Below are 21,543 nucleotides of genomic sequence, written 5' to 3' on the forward strand. Positions count from 1 at the left end.
TTTGTTTTATAATGAAAAGCGACGATTATTTTTAGAAGGGGAAAAACGTGAAGAAAAATAAAGTTGCTGCCACGGCCGCCAAAATAAAAGAGACATTCCAATATTTCGACTACCGGATCTTCATCGTCTATTTGCTTTTAATGACGATCGGGGTGATCGCGGTCTATTCGGCCAGTTCAGAAATCCTGCTGATCCACGGCTTCAAGGCTACGGTTTACGGGCAAAAGCAGCTGCTCTACGCCTTTTTCGGGGTATTGATCTGCCTGGCCTGCTACAGCATCAACCTGGACTACTTAAGGCGGGGCAAGCTGCTCTTGTGGCTGCTGGTAATTGTGGCCGGCTTATTGGTCTATGTCCGCCTCTTTGGCCAGGCGGTCAACGGGGCCAAGGGCTGGATCAACCTGGGCCCAATCAACATCCAGCCCTTGGAATTAGCCAAGCTGGTCCTGACTTTGTATCTGGCCCGGATGCTGGCTAAGGCCGACGGGCGGTTAGTGCGCGGACATATCATCTCCCAGCTTTTGCCTACGGCAATCATCGCGGGTTTACTAATGATCCTGGTTTTGGTCGAACCTGACTTCGGGGGGACAGCCATCCTTTTTTGCCTGGTCCTGATCATGTATTCAGTTTCCGGGATCCCGACCGGCTACATCCTCTTGAGTATCATCGGCATCACCGTTCTGGTGGTCGGGGGCTTCAGCTTGATCGTGGCCTGGAACCCGAGCTTCTTGCAGGATGTTTACGTCTACAAGCGTTTTATTGCCTTCCTGCACCCATTTAAGACGGCTGCCAATGAAGGGGCCCAGCTGGTCAATTCATATTATGCTATCCATAACGGGGGCCTTTTTGGCTTAGGCCTGGGCAACAGTATCCAGAAGCGGGGCTATCTGCCGGAACCTTACACCGACTTTATTTTGTCGATCATTGCCGAAGAAGTTGGCTCTCTTGGCGCATTAGTAGTCTTGGGCCTGCTTTTCTACCTGATGATTTTGATCATGGAGCGGGGGGTCAAGGCCCAGTCCCAGTACTCCACCTTGATCTGCTTCGGGGTGACCGCGATTATCTTTTTCCAGACTTTATTTAACGTTGGCGCGGTCTTAGGCCTCATGCCGATCACCGGGGTGACCCTGCCTTTTATCTCTTACGGGGGTTCCTCACTCTGGGTCTTGTCGGCAGCGATCGGCCTGGTATTAAATGTTACCGCGGAAGAAAAAATCAGACAGGAGGTGCAAGCAGAGGATGAGTATTAACCAAGAATTAGCTGACCAAGAGATTGCCAGCCGGACCAGCTTGATCGTTTATTTGCGTAATGTCAACAACGATCAGTTCAAGCTGCGCAGGTTCGGGGATATTGTTTATTTTTCCAAAAAGCTGCACTATTTGATTCTCTACGTCAACCAGGCAGAGGCGGAAGAAACGGCAAGCAAGCTGCGGACCTTCAGCTTTGTTAAGGAGGTTGAATTTTCCCAAAATGATGCCCTGGACCTGGACAACCAGAAGATTGAGCAGCAGATCAGTGACATGGCCAAGGAGGCCGAAGAGAAGTTAAATCAGACAGATAAAGAGGACTGGATTAAGTGAGAATTATTTCTGGAAAATACGCCAAACGGAACTTGTTTACCCTCAAGAGCCAGAAGACCCGGCCGACCAGCGACAAGGTCAAGGAATCCTTGTTCAATTCCCTGGGCCAGTTTTTTGCTGGAGGAGAGGTCCTGGACCTGTACGCGGGCAGCGGGGCTTTGGGGATTGAGGCAGTTTCCAGAGGCTGCGAGCATGCGGTGCTGAACGACGTCAGCCGGCCGGCCTGCCAGATCATCAGGAAAAACGTGGACTTGACCAAGGAGCCGGACCGCTTTGAGGTCTTCACCATGCCGGCGAAAGTGGCCTTGAAGGTCTTCGCTGACCAGAAAAGGAAGTTTGCCCTGGTCTTTTTGGACCCGCCATATGCCAAGCAGCAGATGGTCAAGGACATGACGGCTCTGGCTTCCCTGGACCTGCTTAAGCCGGGGGCAAAAATTGTCGTGGAAACTGATGAGCAGACAGACTTGCCGCCGGTTGCCGGCTTTGACCTTTTGAAAGACCACCATATGGGCAAGACGATCGTAAGAATTTACCAAAGGGCAGAATAGATGACTACAGCGTTGTTTCCGGGGAGTTTTGACCCCATTACCAACGGGCATATGGATACAATTGAGCAGGCGGCGAAGGTCTTTGACCGCCTCTTGGTCGTAGTGATGACCAACAGCTCAAAAAAGGCGCTTTTTACGCCGGATGAGCGGGTGGACTTGATTAAGGACGCGGTAAAAGAGCATGGCCTGGCCAATGTCGAGGTCCTGGCCCGGCCGGGCCAGCTGACGGTGGACCTGGCCAAAGAATTAGGGGCCGGGGTTTTAGTCCGCGGGGTCCGCAACAGCAGCGATTTTCTCTATGAGCAGCAGATCGCCCAGTTGAACCGGGACCTGGCCCCGGACCTGCCGACTGTTTTGTTTATGGCTGAGGCGGCCAACAGTGCTTTGGCATCGAGCATGCTGAAGGAAATCGCCATGTTTGGCGGCGAGCTGGACCGCTTTTTGCCCAAAAAGGCTGCCAGAGCCTTGAAGGAGAAGTTGCAAAGTGAAAGTTAAGAAAGACGGACAAAGCAAGAAGTGGCGCCGGGCCCTGGTCGGCTTGTTTGCGGTTATCCTGCTGGCCCTGGTCCTGCTCTTGCCAACCAAATACGTGATTGAGGCGCCCGGGGATGCCCTGCCGGTCGGCAATTATTTAAAGACGACAGGGGTTAAGGCTAAAAATAACCTCTACTTCGTGACCGTGAGTGAGCGGAGGGCGGTTTTGGGCGATTATTTATGGTCCTTTACCCAGCCTTATGAAGACCGCCTGACCATGGATGAAGTGACCGGGGGATCAAGCACGGAGCAATATGAACAGCTGCAGGAATGGTACATGCAGACCAGCCAGCAGACGGCCATCTATTACGCGGCCAAGAAGGCCGGGCTTAAACCCAAGCTGAAATACCAGGGCGTATATGTGATGGACCTGCAGTCCAGCTCCAGTTTTAAAAAGAAGCTCTTGATCGGGGACACGATCGTAGCGGCTAATGGGCACAAGTTCAAGTCTGTCCAGGGCTTTATGAGCTACCTGCAGAAGCAGAAGATCGGGCAGAAGGTGTCGATTACGGTTTTGCGGTCCGGGAAGAAGCAGACTTTTACCGGGAAAATCGTCAAGGTGAAAGGCACCGGCAAGCCGGGGATCGGGATCAGCATGGTGGAAAGGGTCAAGGTGGAAGTCAGCCCGAAGACGACGATTAGCACGGGCGACATTGGTGGCCCGTCAGCTGGTCTGATGTTCTCCCTGGCCTGCTACCAAAACTATACTGGCAAGGACTTGACCAAGGGCCACAAGGTAGCCGGGACGGGGACGATCGATGCAAACGGCAAGGTCGGCATTATCGGCGGCGTGGACAAGAAGGTCGTGGCCGCGGATAAAGAAGGGGCAGAAGTATTTTTCGCCCCAACTGACCAGACCGGGGTCAAGAAGTCCCAGACCAACTACGCGGTGGCCAAAAGAACGGCCAAGAAGCTGGGCACGAAGATGAAGATCGTGCCGGTGGCAACTTTTGATGATGCCTTGAAATACCTGCAAAAGCATTACAAGTAGAAAACTGAATAGTTAAGAAGAGAACCGGAGTCAGCCTCCGGTTCTTTTTTGCCTCAGTAAATTTTGTCTTTTTCTTTTATTTAGGAAAAAAGACCATTTTTGGCGTATTAGTTATTGAGGTGATAAAAATGAATCAGTCAAACGAAAGAACGGAAGGCAAGCAAAAGCTGCAGGACCTGCTTGCCTGGCTTATGGATAAGAAAATGTACATCGTAGTCGTCTTGCTGGCGGCCGGGGGCTTTTATTATGCCAACCGGCAGCCGGCTGCTGACAATTCTGCTCTTTTGTCCAGCAGCCAGAGCATGAGTGAAAACAGCGGGCAAAGCCTGCAAAGCTCCAGTGTCAGTTCAGTGGCTGCCAGCGCCAGCTCAGCGGCTTCTGCGGCAAACGCTGAAGTAGTCTGCGATATTTCAGGAGCAGTCAAGCACCAGGGGGTCTACCGGCTGAAAAACGGAGCCCGGCTGGAAGAATTGATTGAAAAGGCCGGGGGCTTGACCAAGGATGCCCAATTGCAGGCCATCAACCGCAGCCAGCTTTTAAAAGACCAAGACAAGATCTACATCCCCGGCAAGGGGGACAAGACGGAAGCGGCCCAGACCGCTAACTCTGCTGCAGCATCCGCTCCGGCTTCTTCTCCTTCTGCATCAGCCTCATCAGTCTCTTCTTCAACTTCCGGGGCAGCTTCTGGTGACTTGATCAATTTGAACACGGCTACAGCCAGCGATCTGCAGAAGCTGAACGGGATCGGGGAGAAGAAGGCCGAGCAGATCATTGCCTACCGGCAGGAAAAAGGGTCTTTTAAGAGTATTGACGAGTTGAAAGAGGTGTCGGGAATTGGCGACAAGACCTTCGCGGCAATTAAGGACCAGCTTACAATCTAGCCTGCAAGCCGGCTTTTACTTTCTTTTGGCCTTGGCCAGCGTCAGCTTGTGCGGGATCTTCCAGTCGCAAAAATGGGGGAAGCTTTTTGCCCTGGCCGCCTTGCTCTACCTGCTCTTTTTGCTCAAGGATAAATATGGCGGTTTGTTTAAACTCGCCCTGGCCTTCTTGCTCTTATTGACTTTGGTCCTGGCTAAGGACCAGGTTAAGCTGGGTGAGCCGGCAGGCGACATCCGCCTGTACCCCGACCAGGTGAAAATTACCGACGGCTGGCTGAGCGGGCGGGGGCAGACGGCCACGCAGAAAGTGCAAGTTTACGGGCCGGTAAGCCGGGAGGCACTAGCCTTGCTGGAAAACGGGCAAAGCATCGACTTAACTGAAGTTAGCGGCGCGGTCAGTGAAATAGAGCCAGCGACCAATCCCGGCCAGTTCGACTACCGCCGCTATTTGGCCAGCCAGCATGTCTACCGGCAGGTCAAGCTGGCTCATTATCAGGTCAAGCTGGCTCCGGCTAGTCTTCTTACCCGCCTGCATGACCTCCGCTGGAAAATTCAAGCTTATCTGAGGCGCCTGCCCCGCCTATTGGCCTTTTTTGCCAGTGAACTGCTGCTAGCGGAAAATCCGGCTGGGGACGACCAAGCCAACTTGAATACCTACCGGGACCTGGGGGTTATCCATATCTTGAGCATTTCGGGGATGCATGTGGGCATTTACGTCTTTGCTCTGGCGGTTTTCGGCAGCTACCTTCACATGACCAAGGAGGAAGTTTTTGCCGCTTCCTGCGCTCTATTGACCTTTGAGGTCTTCTTGAGCGCGGGCCAGCCAGGTTTTATCCGGGCGACTCTTAGCTATGTTTTTTCAGCCGGATTAGCCTTTAAGAGCCGGAGGATCGGCCGGGCTGACCTGTTGGGCTTGACTTATTGCTGCCAGCAGCTTTTTACTCCCCGCCTTTTGCTGGAAACCGGCGGGATCTTGACTTATGTATTAGCCCTGGGCCTGGTCTTGACGGCGAAATTGCCAGACTGCAAGCAGGCTTTTTGGCTGAACGGCATGCTGACGCCTTTTTTGCTCTACTTTTTCTACCAGGTCAATGTCTGCACGATTTTTTACAATATTTTAGTCGTGCCCTATTTCAACTATATTGTCATGCCCATGACCGGCCTGGCCTTGCTGGCTCCGCCGGGTCTAGCGGCTTTTTTTGAAAAAATCCTGGAGGCGGCGGAAGGGATGCTGGCTAATGTGGCGAAAACCGGCTTTGGCCGGCTGATCTATGGCCAGGTCAAGGCCTGGCAGCTGGCCCTGCTTTTTGCCTTAACCTTCCTGTATCTCATCACGCGGAAAAAGAAATACCGCCATATTCTGGCGGCGGTCTATCTCTTAATTTTTGTCAGCATCCACTTTCCCTTGGAAGGGCAGGTCTCTTTTATCGATGTGGGTCAGGGCGACAGCATTCTTTTAACGACGCCCATCCGCCGCCAGGTCTACTTGATCGATACCGGGGGCAAGCTGACTTTTGGTAAAAAGAAACAGAGCCAGCCCCAGATCGACCGGATTACCATTCCTTTGCTTAAAGCCCAGGGAATCAGCCAGATCGACGGGGTCTTCGTCAGCCACCAGGATGCTGACCATGTTGGTGACCTGGGCCCCCTGCTCGAGGAAATGCCGGTTAAGCGCCTCTATATGGGAGCAGGTCTTATTCAAAATCCGAGCTTTAGGGCCAGGATAGCCGGCCGGGTAGAGAAGACTAAGCTGGTTGAGCTGAAGGCAGGGATGGAGGTGAAAGAAGCGATCAACTTCCAGGTTCTTCACCCGGAAGTAGCGGGAAAAGGGGAAAACAAGGACTCCTTGTCGCTTACCTGCCGCCTGGCTGGGAAAAGCTGGGCTTTTACCGGGGACCTGGACCAGGCAGGTGAGGAGGCAATCATTAAGAAGTTTCCCGATTTGAAAATTGACTACTTCAAACTTGGCCACCACGGCAGCGATACTTCTTCTTCAACTGTCTTTTTGCGGGCAATCCAGCCAAAATTAGTCTTTATCTCCGCTGGCCGGAACAACCGCTACCACCACCCCAAGCCGGAAACCTTAGCCAAATTGCACCAGCTGGGGATTCCCTATCTCAATACCCAAACGGAAGGGATGATCAGCTGGCATTACGGCATCAGGGAATACTTCAGCAGTTTTCTGGAAGGGCGGCGGGTGTGTTATCATTATTAAAGAGTTTACTTTTAGAGGGAGGAAAGCGGCTTGCCAAATTTGATATCCCTGTTTCCTAACAGCCAGGCGGGAAACCCGAATGTCCTGCTGCAGGGACCGGACGCTTTTTTAAATGACTATCTGGCCCATAACTATGTCCAGCAGGCAGCCTTTCAAGGCCTGGAGAAGGTGACGGTTGACTGTGAGAGCGACCCGCTGGACGACTTGATCGCGGCCTTGGCGGAAGCCAGTCTTTTCAGCCAGCAAAAATTAGTCTTAGTCAAGAACCCCATCTTTTTGACGGGAAAGTTCCCGGCCAAGTACAAGCAGCAAGGTGACCGGCTGCTGGAAATCTTCAGTCACCTGGACCAGATCGACGACGTGATCGTTTTAGTCGCCAGCTATGAGAAGCTGGACCGGCGCAAGAAACTGACCAAGCAGGTGGAAAAGAGCTTCAATACGGTCTCAACCGCGGTCAAAAGCTATGAAAGCGGCCGGGTTATGCAGGCCTTGGTCAAGGCTGAAGGCTACCGCTTTGCCGGCGGGGCCCTGGACTTGCTCATGGAGAGAAGCGACCAGGTCCTGGACGCGGCCCTGGGCAATTACAACAAGCTGAAGGCGATCAGCGACGGCCAGGAAATCAGCCGGGACCTGGTGGACCGGAATATCGATCTCAGCTTAGACCAGAACGTTTTTGCTATTCTAGAGGCTGCCTTAAGAGGGGACTACCAAGAGGCAATCGACCGCCTGGACGGGCAGCTGCGGGAGGGGACTTATCCCTTGCAGCTGGTCGCGGTCTTTTTCAGCCAGGTTGAATTTTTGCTCTGCGTGAAGGTGATGGGACAGAGAAGGCGGAGTGAAAGCGAGATTGCCAAGGAATTGTCCGCCCACCCTTACCGGGTCAAGACAGCCTTGAAGTCCAGGGCGAAGGTCGGCCAGCTGAAGAAAATGCTGGGCCAGCTGATCCAGCTGGACTACTGCTACAAGAGCGGGGTCTACCAGGGCAGCCGCTTTTTAAAGGCTTTTATCCTGACCTGCTAGGCAAAAAGAGAAAAAACAGGGAATAGAAAAAGACAAAAGAAAAAGAGCGGGAAACGGATTGTTTCTCGCTCTTTTGTTGATTGCTAGTTTAATTACTTAGCAAGCTTAGCCAAACGATTCTTGTCACGGTTAGCCTTGTTCTTGTGGATCAAGCCCTTTGAAGCAGCCTTGTCCAATTCACGGATAGCAGCAACGTGTAATTCGGAGGCGTTGTCCGCACCAGCAGCTTGAGCAGCCTTAAACTTCTTAACGGCAGTTCTCATAGTGCTGAGTTGAGCAGCATTGCGTTCGTTAGCAACAGCTTGAGTCTTAACACGCTTGATAGCAGATTTGATTTGTGGCATTAGGTTCACCTCCAATAACTGATTGAAATTCACTAAATTATTATACTGAAAGCCAGCGCCAGATGCAAGAAGAAATTTTACTTGCTTTTTCCAAAAAATCGGGTATGATTATATTTGTTATGTGAACCCCGGACGTTGTCTTTACGTTTCACCTAACGGCTGACGTTGTCCGGGGCAATTATTTAAAAGAAAGGTGCAGAAACATGGCAGTTTCAAAAGAAAGAAAGAACGAAATCATCAAGGAATACGCAACCCACGAAGGCGACACTGGTTCCGTAGAAGTACAAGTTGCTGTTTTGACTGAAGACATCAACAACTTGACTCAACACATGCGTGAACACTCACACGACCACCACTCATACGTTGGTCTGTTGAAGAAGATCGGTCACCGTCGTAACTTGCTCCGCTACTTGCAAGAAAATGACTTGGAACGTTACCGCGCTTTGATCGCTCGTTTGGGTTTGCGTCGTTAATCAAAGACCTACCAAGAGGCTGGGATTTCCCGGCCTCTTTTCTTTTTCTGTTTTCAGCTTCATTTTTCTTTCTTTTCCTTTGCGGGCTTAGTGACTATCATGCTCATGCCCTTTATGTTAAAATTAAAGAGATTATAAGCGTTTTGATCGACAGATCCATATAAAGCATCTATCAGACAAAGAATTGATTTAACATGATTACGAAAAGGAGAGCTTTATGTCAGACAAGTTAAAAATAATGGTTCTAAGCGGGGTCCGCGAGCAGGGCAAGAACATGTTTGCCGTTCAGGTGAATGATGAAATCTTTGTTTTGGACGCCGGCCTCAAGTACCCGGACAGTTCATTGTTCGGGATCGATGTGGTAATTCCGGACATGGAATTCTTCAAGCAATACGGCGATCAAGTGGCGGGGATCTTTTTGACTCACGGCCACGCTGACTCCATCGGGGCCCTGCCATACATTTTGCGGGACTGGGATATTCCGGTTTTTGGTTCAAAACTCACCATTGAACTGGCTAAGATCGACGTGGAACTGGCCAAGATCGACGTGCAAAGAGAAAACAAGCGGCGGAACAACCAGCTGTTCAACGTCATCGACGCCGATACGGAAATCGACTTCAAGAATGCCAGCGTGTCCTTCTTCCACACCACTCACTCAGTGCCAGACTCTTTGGGGATCGTCATCCATGCTCCCCAAGGGCAGATCGTCTACACCGGTGACTTTAAGTTTGACCCGTCAGCCCGGCCAGCTTACCGCACTGACATGACCCGGCTGGCTGAAATCGCGAAAAACGGCGTTTTGGCCCTTTTGCCGGACTCATCCAATGCTGAGGCTGTTTTACCGAATGCCAGCGAAAATGAAGTCGGCAATTACATCACCAATGTCTTCAGAAACGCCAAGGGCCGGATCATCGTGGCCGGCAAGGCTTCCAACCTAAACCGGGTCCAGCAGGTCTTTAACGCCGCTGCTGCTACCAGCCGCCGGGTCCTTTTGACCGGCCGGGACGTGGCTAAGATCGTCCACACGGCCATGAAGATGGGCTATCTGGAAGTGCCAGACGGGCTTTTGATGAAGGCCAAGGAACTCAAGGACGTGCCGGATGAAAAGACGGTCATCCTGGAAACCGGCCGGATGGGTGAACCGCTCCAGTCCCTGCAGAAGATGGCCAATAACCGCCACCGGACGATTACCATCCACGAAGGGGACCTGGTCTTTATTGCCACGACTCCGTCTCACGCCGTTGAAACCACGGTGGCTATCACCAGTGACATGGTTTACCGGGCAGGCGGCACGGTTATCGAACTTGGCCGCAACATGCACACTTCCGGCCACGCGACTGGCCGGGACCTGCAGACCTTGATTGACCTCTTGAAGCCGCGGATTCTGGTACCGGTCATCGGGGACTACCGGCTTTTAGAAGCAGTCAAGGACTTAGCCGTTGAAACTGGGATGGACCCGGACGATGTCTACATTACCCAAAACGGGGACTGCCTGGAATACGACACTAAGCGCGGCCAGTTCTTCCGCGGGGATGCCGTGCCGGGTGAAGACACGATGATCGATGGCTCCGGGGTCGGCGACGTGGGCAACATTGTTTTGCGCGACCGGGAAGTTTTGTCAGATGACGGGATCTTCATCGCGGTAGTGACGATTGACCGCAAGAAGAAGAAGATCGTGTCTGAACCGCAAGTCACCAGCCGGGGCTTTGTCTACATCAAGGCCAACCAAAAGCTGATGAATGACTCTATCCAGGTCATCAAGGACGCTATCCAGGCCAACTTTGAACACAAGAAGTTTGACTGGACTGAACTCAAGCAAGACATGCGCTCCAGCCTGGGGAAGTTCCTTTACAAGCAGACCAACCGCCGGCCGGTCGTTTTGCCAGTTGTCATGGAAGTCAACCAGAACCGGCACCGGGCAATGCAGAAGAAGGCCGAAGACGCGGCTGAAGGCAACAAGGAAAAGCCGGTTAAAAAGCCGGTTAAGAAGAACAACCGCAAGAAGCAGACCAGGCCGGCAAACAAGTCCGCTAAGGGCAAGAAGCCGGTAAACAAGAATAAGAAGGACAGCAAGGCAGATGACAAGCGTTAGCCAAGAGAACCTGCGGAAATTGGCCATAGAGGCTGAAGCAGGAGGGGACTACCAGGCTGCCTGCGGGCACTTGGAGGAGGCCCTGAGGCTGGGCTTTGACGAGGACCTGGCCCTGGACTTGTCCCGTTTTTTGCGCTTAAACAAGGAAGAAGATCAGGCTTATGCCCTTATCAAGGCACTGCCTGATCTTTTTTCCCGGGATAAAGTGCTGGAGGAGTATGGACAAGTCCTGACGGCCAATAATTTTTTGATTGAGGCTCTCCAGGTCAAGCATTTGACTGAGGGAGAGGTCGACTTCCCGGTTTTGCCAGCAGACAAAAAGGAACAAGAGAAAATCCTGCTTGCTTTTAGAAAAAAGCAGGCAGTCAGCCAAAGCCAGTACGAGCAGCTCTTGAAGCTGGATTTGCCGACCTACCTGGCCTTTGCCAGAAGCCTTTTGCTGGATCCCCTGGCTAACTACGCCTTGCGCCTGGCGGTGTGCGAGGACCTGGTCAAGCTGGGGGTTAAAGAAGAGATGCAGGTTATGATCCTGGGGGACTTGAAGAGTTTTGTGCCCGCTGAAACGGATTTGCTCAAGCAGGATCCGGTTTACCGGGAATTTATCACTTCTCTGGCCAGCCGCTACCAAAACCGCCCAAGCGAACTGCCCTTGATCTTGGCTGAAGGAAATTTCGCTTTTGGCCAGCTTTATCCCTGCCAGGGAGATTACGTGACTAATCCCGATGCTTTTGCCCGGGACTTGACCGGCTTTTTACGGCAAAAGCGGGGCGGGGAGAGCCAGAATTTGCTGGAAAAAATCTATCAGAAAAATAGTGATTAATCTTTTTGCAAATCACTTTACTTTTTGCCGGCATTTAGTATAATCATTTTTGGATATTTTCAAGAAGTTGCGCTATTGCTACTAGCGTACTTCTTAGGAAAGTAGTACAATATTCAACAGAGAATCATCCGTTAGTTTTGTCTCAACGGACTTCTTGCAAAATTTCAGGAGGATCATTTTAATGGCAGAAAAAGAACATTACGTTAGAACTAAGCCACACGTTAACATTGGTACTATTGGCCACGTTGACCACGGTAAGACTACTTTGACCGCAGCTATCACTACTGTGTTGGCTAAGAAGGGTTTGGCAAAAGCTGAAGATTACTCACAAATCGACGCAGCTCCAGAAGAAAAGGAACGTGGTATCACTATCAACACTGCCCACGTTGAATACGAAACTGAAAAGCGCCACTACGCCCACATGGACGCCCCAGGCCACGCCGACTACATCAAGAACATGATCACTGGTGCTGCTCAAATGGACGGTGCTATCTTGGTTGTTGCCGCAACTGACGGTCCTATGCCACAAACTCGTGAACACATCTTGTTGGCTCGTCAGGTTGGTGTTAACTACATCGTAGTCTTCTTGAACAAGTGCGACTTGGTTGACGACCCAGAATTGATCGACTTGGTTGAAATGGAAGTAAGAGACTTACTTTCAGAATACGGTTACCCAGGTGACGATGTTCCTGTAGTTCGTGGTTCAGCTTTGAAGGCTCTTGAAGGCGACGAAGAAGCTCAAAAGAAGATCGAAGAACTGATGGACGTTGTTGACGAATACATCCCAACTCCAGAACGTGAAACTGACAAGCCATTCTTGATGCCAGTTGAAGACGTCTTCACTATCACTGGTCGTGGTACTGTTGCTTCAGGCCGTATCGACCGTGGTACTGTTAAGGTTGGCGACAGCGTTGAAATCGTTGGTTTGGTAGAAAAGGTCTTGACTTCAGTTGTAACTGGTTTGGAAATGTTCCACAAGACTCTTGACTTGGGTGAAGCCGGCGACAACGTCGGTGTATTGCTCCGTGGTGTCGACCGTGACCAAATCGTTCGTGGTCAAGTTTTGGCAGCTCCAGGCTCAATCAAGACCCACAAAACTTTCAAGGGTCAAGTCTACATCTTGAGCAAGGACGAAGGTGGCCGTCACACTCCATTCTTCTCAGACTACCGTCCACAATTCTACTTCCACACCACTGACATCACTGGTGAAATTGAATTGCCAGAAGGTACTGAAATGGTTATGCCTGGTGACAACACTGAATTCTCAGTTACTTTGATTAAGCCAGCCGCTATCGAAGTTGGTACTAAGTTCACTATCCGTGAAGGTGGTAGAACTGTTGGTGCCGGCCAAGTTACTGAAATTGACGACTAATTTTTATTTTTTAAATTTTAGTTCTAACAGTGTAAAAAGGTGTTCTTCTCAGAAGAACGCCTTTTTTTATCCAAAAAAGCCCTATTTTGTAGTACTTTGATTGTTTTTTGACCGTCTTTAAGGTAAGATATTTAAGTATGCAAAGTAGCAAACCCAAAATAGACATTGGAGGTATTTAATTAATGTCTGCTAACTGGAAAACTACCGGTAAGACTACTGGTGAACTTTCTTTTGAAATTTCTCAAGATGAAATCAAGAAGAGCCTGGACAAGGCTTTTGACCGCGTAAAGAAGAGCTTGCGTGTACCTGGCTTCCGTAAGGGGCACGTTTCCCGTGTAATCTTCAACCAATACTACGGTGAAGAAGCTCTTTACGAAGACGCTTTGAACTTTGCTTTGCCAGAAGCTTACAGCGCTGCTGTCAAGGAAACTGGCATCAAGGCAGTTGGCCAACCTCAAATCGTTCCTGTATCAATGGGCAAGAACAAGGCCTGGGAAATGAAGGCAATCGTAACGGTTGAACCAGAAGTTGAACTTGGCCAATACACTGAAATTGAAGTGCCAAAGCAAAACACTCGCGTTTACCAAAAGGACATCGACGCTGAATTGACTAAGCGTCAAGAACAAAACGCTGAAATGGTTTTGAAGAACGACAAGGCTGAAAACGGCGACACTGTAACCATCGACTACGTTGGTACTGTTGACGGCGTTGAATTTGACGGCGGCTCAGCACAAAACTACTCCCTGGAACTGGGCTCAAACACCTTCATCCCTGGCTTTGAAGACCAACTGGTTGGTCACGGCGCCGGCGAAGAAGTTGACGTTGTCGTAACCTTCCCAGAAGACTACGGCGCAAAGGACCTGGCTGGCAAGGAAGCTCACTTCGCAACCAAGATCCACGAAGTTAAGGCAAAGCAATTGCCAGAACTTGACGACGAATTTGCCAAGGATGTTGACGACTCAGTTGAAACCCTTGACGAATTGAAGGAAAAGATCAAGGCTGAACTGAAGTCCGAAAAGGAAGAAGCAGCCAAGGCAGCTATCCAAGAAGCAGCGATCACTACTGCAGTCAAGAACGCTACTGTTGAAGAAATTCCTGACGTGATGATCCAAGAAGACGTTGACAACCAACTCAACCAATACTTGGGCGACATGCAACGTCAAGGGATTGACCCGCAAACTTACTTCAAGTTGACTAACACGACTGAAGACCAACTGCGCAGCCAATTGTCAGCAAACGCTGCTGAACGCGTTAAGACTAACCTTGTTTTGGAAGCAATCGCTGCCAAGGAAGGCTTCGAAGCAAGCAAGGAAGAAATCGACGCTGAAATCAAGGACCTGGCTGACAACTACAACATGAGCGAAAAGGCAGTTCGCAACGCTTTGAGCGACGAAATGCTGGCTCACGACATCAGCGTCCGCAAGGCAATGGACTTAATCACTGACAGCGCTAAGCAAGTAGCTAAGGCTAAGCTTGAAGAAGGCAGCGAAGACGAAGAAGACAAGTAATCGCCTGTCTATAGACTGAATCCCCCAGAAGTGGCAACTGCCCCTTTTGGGGTTTTCTTTTGCCAAGACTGATGAAAAATACAAGGCTAATTTCGCGCAAGTTGCCCGTATTTATGCTAATCTAGTCTTTAGCAAATAGAGGAGGGAATACATGGCTACTAAGTTTACAGATCCAGAAGAAGTGAAATGCTCATTCTGCGGCAAGTCTGCCAGCCAAGTAAAGAAAATGATTGCGGGTAACGGCGTATACATCTGCAACGAGGACATTGAACTCGCCAAGCGGATCATTGATGATGAGCTGCGTCTGGATTCACTGAAGGAAGCGCGCGAGCTTCCCAAGCCAATGCAAATTAAAGAAGAACTGGATCAGTACGTGATTGGCCAGGACCGGGCCAAGCGGGTTCTGTCCGTAGCGGTTTACAATCACTACAAGCGGATCAGTCAAATGGATGTTGATTCTTCAACCGAATTGCAGAAGTCAAATATTGCCTTGATCGGGCCAACTGGGTCCGGCAAGACCTACCTGGCTCAGACTTTGGCCAGGATTTTGAACGTGCCGTTCGCGGTCGCGGACGCAACTACTTTGACTGAAGCCGGTTATGTCGGTGAAGACGTCGAGAATATCCTGCTTAAGCTGCTCCAGAATGCTGATTACGACTTGGAGAGAGCCCAGCGGGGGATCATTTATATCGACGAAATTGACAAGATCTCCAAGAAGTCAGAAAATGTGTCGATTACCCGGGACGTGTCCGGTGAAGGGGTCCAGCAGGCTCTTTTGAAGATCCTGGAAGGGACCATTGCTTCTATTCCGCCGCAGGGCGGCCGCAAGCACCCGCAGCAGGAAATGATCCGGATGGACACCACCAACATCCTCTTCATTGTCGGCGGGGCTTTTGACGGTATCGAAGAAATCGTTAAGAACCGGCTGGGCAAGAAGACTATCGGTTTTGGGGCAGAACAAGAATCTGGCAAGGTTGACGATGACAACTGGAACCGTTTCTTGACGACCGGGGACTTGGTCAAGTTTGGCTTGATCCCTGAATTCATTGGCCGGATTCCGATTATCACTACCTTGGACCGGCTGGACAGTGCTGATTTGGTCCGGATCCTGACTGAACCAAAGAATGCCTTGATCAAGCAATACCAGAAGCTGCTTTCCCTTGACGGGGTTGACCTGGAATTTGAACCTGCCGCCGTCAAGCAGATTGCTGATCTGGCTATTGAACGGAAGATGGGGGCCAGAGGCCTTAGAACCATCATTGAAAATGCCATGATGGACATCATGTACAGGACGCCGAGCGAAAGCGACATCAGCAAGGTCATCATCACGCCGGAAACAATTACCGGGATGGGCGAGCCGAAGGTGGTCCACCGCGAACTGGAAGAGGTTGCCGATGATCATTAACCAATCAGAATTTTCCGTCAGCGCGGTTAAAGCCAGCCAGTACCCTGAAGGCGGCCTGGATGAAATCGCCCTGGCTGGCCGGTCAAACGTGGGCAAGTCCAGCTTCATCAACACCCTTTTGCAAAGAAAGAACCTGGCCCGGACCTCCTCGTCGCCGGGCAAGACCCAGACCTTGAACTTCTACCGGGTGGACAGCGACCAAGCTGACTTTTACCTGGTCGATGTGCCGGGCTACGGCTATGCCAAGGTCTCCAAGAAGCAGAGGGAAGAGTTCGGGGAAATGATCCAGGATTACTTGGAAACCCGGGCCTACCTCAAGGGCTTGATCCTGCTGATCGACGGCCGCCACGAACCAACCGCCGACGACATTGCCATGTATGACTATGCCCAGTATCTCAACCTGCCGATTTTACTAGTGGCCACGAAGATGGACAAGATCAAGAAGAATGCTTTTAACAAGACTGAAGCAGCCTTCAGAAAGCACTTGAACTTGAATAAGGATAATGTGACTTTCCTACCATTTTCATCAGTGACTAAGCTGAACGTTGACCAGGTCAAGGACTGGATCCAAGCCAGATTGGACGAAGAATAGCAGACAAAACAAAAATGCTCAAAGGATTTTCCTTTGGGCATTTTGCGTTTAGCGGTGCTTTTTCGGCATTTGCGGCCGGTGGTTGAAGAGCTCAGCCACCAGCTTGAAGGCTCCGTAGATGATCAAGAGGATCCCGATTTCGATGATCGACTGGTGGTTGAAGTATTCTGGGGTGATGATCACGATGATCCCTAGGGCAAAAGAAATAACGGCTTCCGCCCCGGTGATGATCATGCGGAAGACCCCGGTCTGCCGCCTTAAGATAATCTTGCGGCTGCGGCCATAGGCGTAAAAGAGCAGGAAGGCCCCCAGGAAGTAGTGAGCCAAAAAGACCAGGAGCTGGTTGCTCGATAAAAGGGCTATAGAGACCGCGAACAAGACCAGGTAGGTAATTAGGAAGAAGCGTTTCTGCTGCGGTTTAAAGGCCGAAACTGAGACCGTGAGGATATGGTTGACGCTGAAAATGATCCCCCCGACAGCAGCTAGCACCCCGAAGGCCTTGAAGGCATAGTTAGGTGCTGTCAGACTGATGATGCCGAGCAGAACCAGGAGCCAGCCGGCCATGGTGTCCCGGCTGAACAAGGCCGCTCCGATCTGCTGGTTCTTGATCAACTGCCAGATCGAGGAAAAGAGATTGCCCAAAATGAATTTGGTCCGCCTTGAGGAGTTAGTCACCGACAAAAGGATGGCCCCGAAGCCCCCGAAGCCGTTCTTGGCCAGCTGGTTGATCTTGCTCGAGCCGCTAGCCGCCAGGGCATCAAAGAGGTCCTGGGTCAGGGCTTCCCGCTCTTCCAGGCTGGCTGACCCGATCCATTGGTTGATCAGCTGGTTGTAGACCCGGGACTCAGGATTGGGCCGCTTGCGGGTCACGAAATGGCTGCCTTTGATCTGCCAGGAATAGGTATCGTGCTGGGCGATATTGACATTGGTTGAGTAGACGATGACCGGGTCGACCTCTCTTGGTTCAAAGAGGCGACCGATAATCGAAAACTCGGGTACGTAGCGGCGGAGGACCCTTCGCAAAAAGTCCTCGTTGTAGTCGACTCCGGCTTCGCTGGCCAGGCCGGGGCTGTCAAAGGTGTAGACGGCCTTGATCCGGGCCCGGTAGTCTTCTGGGAGATTCAAGGCGGCGTATTCAGCCAGGTTGCCCCCCTTTGAGTGGCCGCCCAGGATGTAGTCAGCTGAGTCGCCGGCCAGGAGGTCCTTGAGGTAGCGGGCACCTAAGATCTGGGCCTTGGTTTCTTTAAAAGAAATCTCAAAGTCTTCTCGCCAGCCAACCAGGGTGTCGTCGGTCCCTCTAAAGGCCACATAGTGGGTGCCGTCTTCAAGGACGATTTTCAAGGCGCTGAACTGGCACTGGTCAGTCAAAACGGTGTTGAAGTGGGACAAGCGGGCATCCTTAAAGCGGTCGGCTTCGCTCATCAAGTGGAAGAGCTCCTGGTACTGGCTGGCGTCCAGGCCGGTGAAGGAAGAGGCGAAGTATTTCTCGGCGATTTCGCCAACTGTCACTTCTTTGTTGCCGGAAGGGATGTACTTTTCCAGGTTAAGATAAGAAAAAATTGCTAAGACTAAAGCGTCGATTTCGTTGAAAGGAGACTTTTCCAAGGGAATGTCGCCGCGCCATTCCAGGTAGGTCAGCAAATTGCTGTTGTCCAAGATGCTCACATCCTTAAAGAAAATAATTGCAAATGCTTACAAGTTCATTTTAGCCTAAATAGGGCAGGGATGGGCAGATTTACCAGAAAATTTAGCGACTTTTATAAAATATAAAAAGCCGCCAACAAGCGGCTTACTTTGCCTCTTTGCCGGCAGCTTTGTCGTCTTCCTTTTCCTTGCCCTTGCCAGAAGCGGCTTTCTTCGGGTCGGGAACGCTGGCGAATTTGTCGAAGAGCTTGTCTAAGTCGTCTTGTCTTTTAAAGGTTAAACCCATTTATCCATATCCTGCTTTCCATTGAAATAAAAGTTCTGCTTTTGAGTCAATTATAACGATATTTTTGCTATTCAGTCAATTTTGAACTATACTTAGCAAAAACTAGCAAAAGAAAGCAGCTTCAAGAGAGGTGTAAAATGACTGACGCGATTGATACAATTAAGAGCTGCCACAGCACGCGCTATTTTGACCAAGGCAAGGAGCCCAGCCGGGCAGACCTGGAAGAAGTAATCCGCTTGGCCGGCCTGGCTCCGTCTTGGGTAGATTCCCAGCCCTGGCGGGTTTATCTGGCTATGGGGGAAACAGCCAAAAAGATCCATGCCCGCCACCTGGCTTTGGCTGAAGCAGGGACGGCGGCATCCCCAGACTGGGAGACCTGGCACCGGGAGGACTGGGATCCTTATCCAAGAGAAAACATGGCCCGGCACAACCAGGCCAGCCAGGAATATCTGAACACGCCGGAATTGCTGGACCTTAGGACTAATATTTTGCAGAAAAATCTCTACTATGCCCCGGCGATTGCCTATTTAACTATTCCCAAGCAGTCCAATCTTTGGTCAGTCTATGACCTGGGAGCCTTTGCCCAGACTCTGGCGCTTGCCGCCAAGGCCAAGGGGATTGACAGCATGCCGGCCTATGAATTGGTCAAATACCCGGCCAGTGTCCGGGAAATTATGGGGATTCCAGAAGACCAGACCCTGGCCATGGGAATCGGCCTGGGCTATGGCAAAGATGAGTACGTCAACGGCTACCAGGCTCCCCGCCGGGATCTGCCTGACTTCTTGACAATTAAGGATTAGGAAAAAGTTATATAAAATCGTTGACTTATAGTAAGTGAGTCTGTAAGATTAAATTAAATCAAATTGAGAAAGGAGCTAAATCATGTTTGCAATGCAAGAAAACCAAACTATGTGCGTTTGTTGTATGTCACTTATGTCATACGACTGTTTTGTGTTGCCTAAACTGGATTTAGCTCAGACCAAGTGATTTGCCAAGTAATTGTTAGCTTAGTGGCAAATGAAGCAGCTGTTTCCTTTAGGGAGCAGCTGCTTTTTTGTCTTAGGAGGAAAAAATGCAAAAGATCAAGAAATTCACCCTTGCCGCCGTCAGCGTCAGTGCCGCCTTCCTGCTGGCCGCTTGCGGCAGTCAGCAGAGCTCAAGCTCAGCAAGTAAGGACAAGCAGGTTTTAAAGCTCAGCGCGACTGCTCCGCTGGATACGATCGACATCAGTAAGGCAACCGGCTACGGGCAGACTGGGAACGTTTTTGAAAGCTTCTACCGTTTGGGCAAGAACGGGCAGCCCGCCGCCGGCTTAGCCAAGTCCGGCACTGTATCCAAGGACGGCAAGACCTGGACCTTCAAGCTGCGGTCTAACGCCAAGTGGTCCAACGGGGAAAAGATTACCGCCCAGGATTTTGTCTACTCCTGGCGGCGGACGATCAACCCCAAGACTGCTTCGCCTTACGCCTACCTTTTCTCCGGCATCAAGAACGCCGATAAAATTATTGCCGGCAAGAAGTCTCCGTCCAGCCTGGGCATCAAGGCTTTGAACCAGGAAACCGTGCAAGTTAAGCTCAACCGGCCGATTGCCTACTTCAAGGTTTTGATGGCTTACCCGCTCTTTGGGCCGCAAAACGAAGCCTTTATCAAGAAGACGGGCAAGAAGTACGCGACCAGCTCCAAGTACATGCTTTACTCCGGCCCATTTAAGATCACCGGCTGGAAGGGGACCAATGATACTTGGTCTTTTGTCAAAAACAACCAGTACTGGGACAAGCAGGCAGTCAAGTTGAGCAAGATCAGCTACCAGGTCGTTAAGACTACCAACACCGGCTACCAGCTCTACCAGCAGGGCAAGCTGGACCTCACCCCACTGTCCAGTGAACAGGTTAAGCAGCTGAAGAAGAACAAGGACTTCAAGACCTACCCATACTCCTACGTTGCCTTCTTGGCCTACAACTTCCAGGCCAAGGACGCGACGGTTAAGAAGGCTTTGAACAACAAGAACATCCGCCTGGCCCTGTCTCTGTCACTTGACCGGAAGATTCTGACCAGCAAGGTCTTCGGTGACGGGTCAAGCGTGCCAACTGGCTTCGTGGCTTCTGGTCTGGCCTATGACCCGGCTAACAAGGAAGACTTTGCCAAGGAGCAAAAGGTGGCTAATACCGTTGACTACAATGAAAAGCTGGCTGAAAAGTACTGGAAGACCGGGTTGAAGGAACTGGGCTTAAAGAACCTGAACCTGACCTTGCTGGCTTCAAACGAGAGCACCAACGCCGACGCTCTGACCCAGTACCTGCAGTCCCAATGGACTAAGGTTTTGTCCGGCATCAACGTGAAGGTTAACTCCATTCCAAGCAAGAACGCCTACACCAAGGCTTCAAGCGGGGACTTTGACATCTACGTTTCCGGCTGGGGCGGGGACTTCAGCGACCCGATGACCTTCATGCAGATCTTGCAGAAGGGGACTTCCTACAACTACGGCAAGTGGAACAATGCGGAATACAACCGCTTGATCAAGAAGGCTTTGACGACTGATGCCAACGACGTTAACAAGCGCTGGCAGGACCTGGTCAAGGCAGCCCAAGTGGCCAACGCCGACCAGGCAGTCAGCCCGATCTACCAGCAGACGACCGCCTACCTGCAAAACAGCAAGGTCAAGGGGATCATCCACAACAATGCTGGTACCCAGTGGAGCTACAAGTACGCCTACATTAAGTAGCTAGTAGTTAGCAAATTAAGATATGCAAATAAAAACGAGACCGCTTGGTCTCGTTTTTTTAATGCCGGCTGGCCCGGTGGCTGGAGCTGGCCTTGATTTTGTGGGGATGCCGCTTGAATTTGACCTGGCCGCCCTCTGGCAGGAAGCGGAAGTGGCGCATTTTGGCGTTAAAGGGCCGGCCAGAGAGGCGGATGGCGGTCCAGTACTTCATCAGCTTGATCATCCGGTCCAGTTCCTGGACTCTTTTGGCCTGGCCTTCTGCTTCAGCCGCCTGGTGGATGTCGCCTTCCAGGCGTTCGATTAGGTTCTGGTGGTAGGCAAGAAGTTCGGGAGTCAAGGGAGCCCGCCGGTACTGGTTAAAGAGTTTTTGGATCAGTTCCATGGCCTCCAGGCTGTCATGTGGCTGGATATAGCGGGAACCATTATCTTCATTCATGGATTTTGTCCTTTCTATTATTTCTGCTTTTATTTCTTTATAAAGCTTTTTGCCGAATCATAAAACTTACTAAATCTTGATA

The 21,543-nt window shown here is 51.0% G+C and carries 21 protein-coding genes; 17 read left to right on the forward strand and 4 right to left on the reverse strand.

Annotated elements, in window-relative coordinates; all coding sequences use genetic code 11:
• Nucleotides 1-47: 47 nt before the first annotated feature.
• The 8 genes from HMPREF3168_RS03755 to holA all read left to right on the forward strand — a co-directional run bounded on the left by HMPREF3168_RS03755 (nt 48) and on the right by holA (nt 7,767).
• The gene (locus HMPREF3168_RS03755; RefSeq protein ID WP_080986937.1) at nt 48-1,250 is read left to right on the forward strand and encodes an FtsW/RodA/SpoVE family cell cycle protein; all 1,203 of its coding nucleotides are present in this window, start codon (nt 48-50) and stop codon (nt 1,248-1,250) included.
• Entirely contained in the window at nt 1,240-1,581 is a 342-nt protein-coding gene (locus HMPREF3168_RS03760; RefSeq protein ID WP_004560495.1) for a YlbG family protein, read from the forward strand. Before HMPREF3168_RS03755 ends, HMPREF3168_RS03760 begins: the two co-directional genes overlap by 11 nt.
• The gene (gene rsmD / locus HMPREF3168_RS03765) at nt 1,578-2,129 is read left to right on the forward strand and encodes a 16S rRNA (guanine(966)-N(2))-methyltransferase RsmD (protein WP_070488518.1); all 552 of its coding nucleotides are present in this window, start codon (nt 1,578-1,580) and stop codon (nt 2,127-2,129) included. The genes HMPREF3168_RS03760 and rsmD overlap by 4 nt, the downstream gene beginning before the upstream one ends.
• Nucleotides 2,130-2,624: a pantetheine-phosphate adenylyltransferase gene (gene coaD, locus HMPREF3168_RS03770; RefSeq protein ID WP_003611390.1), complete on the forward strand. Its 495-nt coding sequence runs from the start codon at nt 2,130-2,132 to the stop codon at nt 2,622-2,624.
• Nucleotides 2,614-3,654, forward strand: coding sequence for a SepM family pheromone-processing serine protease (locus HMPREF3168_RS03775; protein WP_070488520.1), 1,041 nt, complete (start codon nt 2,614-2,616; stop codon nt 3,652-3,654). The genes coaD and HMPREF3168_RS03775 overlap by 11 nt, the downstream gene beginning before the upstream one ends.
• A 128-nt stretch (nt 3,655-3,782) precedes the next feature.
• Complete coding sequence (locus tag HMPREF3168_RS03780; RefSeq protein WP_070488522.1) at nt 3,783-4,535, forward strand: ComEA family DNA-binding protein; 753 nt, start codon at nt 3,783-3,785, stop codon at nt 4,533-4,535.
• A gap of 1 nt (nt 4,536) precedes the next feature.
• Nucleotides 4,537-6,747 (forward strand): DNA internalization-related competence protein ComEC/Rec2, encoded by a 2,211-nt coding sequence (locus HMPREF3168_RS03785; protein ID WP_083289586.1) that lies wholly within the window; start codon nt 4,537-4,539, stop codon nt 6,745-6,747.
• A 30-nt stretch (nt 6,748-6,777) separates the two neighbouring features.
• The gene (holA, locus tag HMPREF3168_RS03790) at nt 6,778-7,767 is read left to right on the forward strand and encodes a DNA polymerase III subunit delta (protein WP_070488526.1); all 990 of its coding nucleotides are present in this window, start codon (nt 6,778-6,780) and stop codon (nt 7,765-7,767) included.
• A 92-nt stretch (nt 7,768-7,859) separates the two neighbouring features.
• On the opposite strand, the gene rpsT is transcribed toward holA, so the two are convergent.
• On the reverse strand, nt 7,860-8,111 hold the full coding sequence (rpsT, locus tag HMPREF3168_RS03795; RefSeq protein WP_003612578.1) for a 30S ribosomal protein S20: 252 nt from the start codon (nt 8,109-8,111) through the stop codon (nt 7,860-7,862).
• Nucleotides 8,112-8,314: 203 nt separating this feature from the next.
• Here rpsT and rpsO point away from each other — a divergent pair, with 203 nt between their 5' ends.
• The 7 genes from rpsO to yihA all read left to right on the forward strand — a co-directional run bounded on the left by rpsO (nt 8,315) and on the right by yihA (nt 16,373).
• On the forward strand, nt 8,315-8,584 hold the full coding sequence (gene rpsO / locus HMPREF3168_RS03800; protein WP_002879084.1) for a 30S ribosomal protein S15: 270 nt from the start codon (nt 8,315-8,317) through the stop codon (nt 8,582-8,584).
• A 217-nt stretch (nt 8,585-8,801) separates the two neighbouring features.
• On the forward strand, nt 8,802-10,676 hold the full coding sequence (locus tag HMPREF3168_RS03805; protein WP_003612580.1) for a ribonuclease J: 1,875 nt from the start codon (nt 8,802-8,804) through the stop codon (nt 10,674-10,676).
• Nucleotides 10,663-11,496: a hypothetical protein gene (locus HMPREF3168_RS03810; RefSeq protein WP_070488529.1), complete on the forward strand. Its 834-nt coding sequence runs from the start codon at nt 10,663-10,665 to the stop codon at nt 11,494-11,496. Before HMPREF3168_RS03805 ends, HMPREF3168_RS03810 begins: the two co-directional genes overlap by 14 nt.
• A gap of 181 nt (nt 11,497-11,677) precedes the next feature.
• Nucleotides 11,678-12,868 (forward strand): elongation factor Tu, encoded by a 1,191-nt coding sequence (gene tuf, locus HMPREF3168_RS03815; RefSeq protein WP_003612586.1) that lies wholly within the window; start codon nt 11,678-11,680, stop codon nt 12,866-12,868.
• A gap of 182 nt (nt 12,869-13,050) precedes the next feature.
• Entirely contained in the window at nt 13,051-14,376 is a 1,326-nt protein-coding gene (gene tig, locus HMPREF3168_RS03820; RefSeq protein WP_003612589.1) for a trigger factor, read from the forward strand.
• 151 nt (nt 14,377-14,527) lie between these two features.
• The gene (gene clpX, locus HMPREF3168_RS03825; RefSeq protein ID WP_070488531.1) at nt 14,528-15,781 is read left to right on the forward strand and encodes an ATP-dependent Clp protease ATP-binding subunit ClpX; all 1,254 of its coding nucleotides are present in this window, start codon (nt 14,528-14,530) and stop codon (nt 15,779-15,781) included.
• Nucleotides 15,771-16,373, forward strand: coding sequence for a ribosome biogenesis GTP-binding protein YihA/YsxC (gene yihA / locus HMPREF3168_RS03830; protein WP_002879075.1), 603 nt, complete (start codon nt 15,771-15,773; stop codon nt 16,371-16,373). The genes clpX and yihA overlap by 11 nt, the downstream gene beginning before the upstream one ends.
• Nucleotides 16,374-16,421: 48 nt before the next feature.
• On the opposite strand, the gene HMPREF3168_RS03835 is transcribed toward yihA, so the two are convergent.
• Both HMPREF3168_RS03835 and HMPREF3168_RS10280 read right to left on the reverse strand, forming a co-directional pair.
• Entirely contained in the window at nt 16,422-18,029 is a 1,608-nt protein-coding gene (locus HMPREF3168_RS03835; protein ID WP_070488533.1) for an Mbeg1-like protein, read from the reverse strand.
• A 133-nt stretch (nt 18,030-18,162) separates the two neighbouring features.
• A complete protein-coding gene (locus HMPREF3168_RS10280; protein WP_003612588.1) occupies nt 18,163-18,303 on the reverse strand; it encodes an SPJ_0845 family protein in 141 nt (46 codons plus the stop codon).
• A 137-nt stretch (nt 18,304-18,440) separates the two neighbouring features.
• Between HMPREF3168_RS10280 and HMPREF3168_RS03840 the strand changes: the two genes are divergently transcribed.
• The gene (locus tag HMPREF3168_RS03840) at nt 18,441-19,103 is read left to right on the forward strand and encodes a nitroreductase (RefSeq protein WP_070488535.1); all 663 of its coding nucleotides are present in this window, start codon (nt 18,441-18,443) and stop codon (nt 19,101-19,103) included.
• Between the two features lie 272 nt (nt 19,104-19,375).
• Nucleotides 19,376-21,025: a peptide ABC transporter substrate-binding protein gene (locus HMPREF3168_RS03845; RefSeq protein WP_070488537.1), complete on the forward strand. Its 1,650-nt coding sequence runs from the start codon at nt 19,376-19,378 to the stop codon at nt 21,023-21,025.
• Between the two features lie 58 nt (nt 21,026-21,083).
• Here the strand turns inward: HMPREF3168_RS03845 and HMPREF3168_RS03850 are convergent, their stop codons facing one another.
• Entirely contained in the window at nt 21,084-21,461 is a 378-nt protein-coding gene (locus HMPREF3168_RS03850; RefSeq protein ID WP_070488539.1) for a hypothetical protein, read from the reverse strand.
• Between the last annotated feature and the right edge of the window lie 82 nt (nt 21,462-21,543).

Source organism: Lactobacillus sp. HMSC08B12, from assembly GCF_001808415.1.
GTDB lineage: Bacteria > Bacillota > Bacilli > Lactobacillales > Lactobacillaceae > Lactobacillus > Lactobacillus delbrueckii.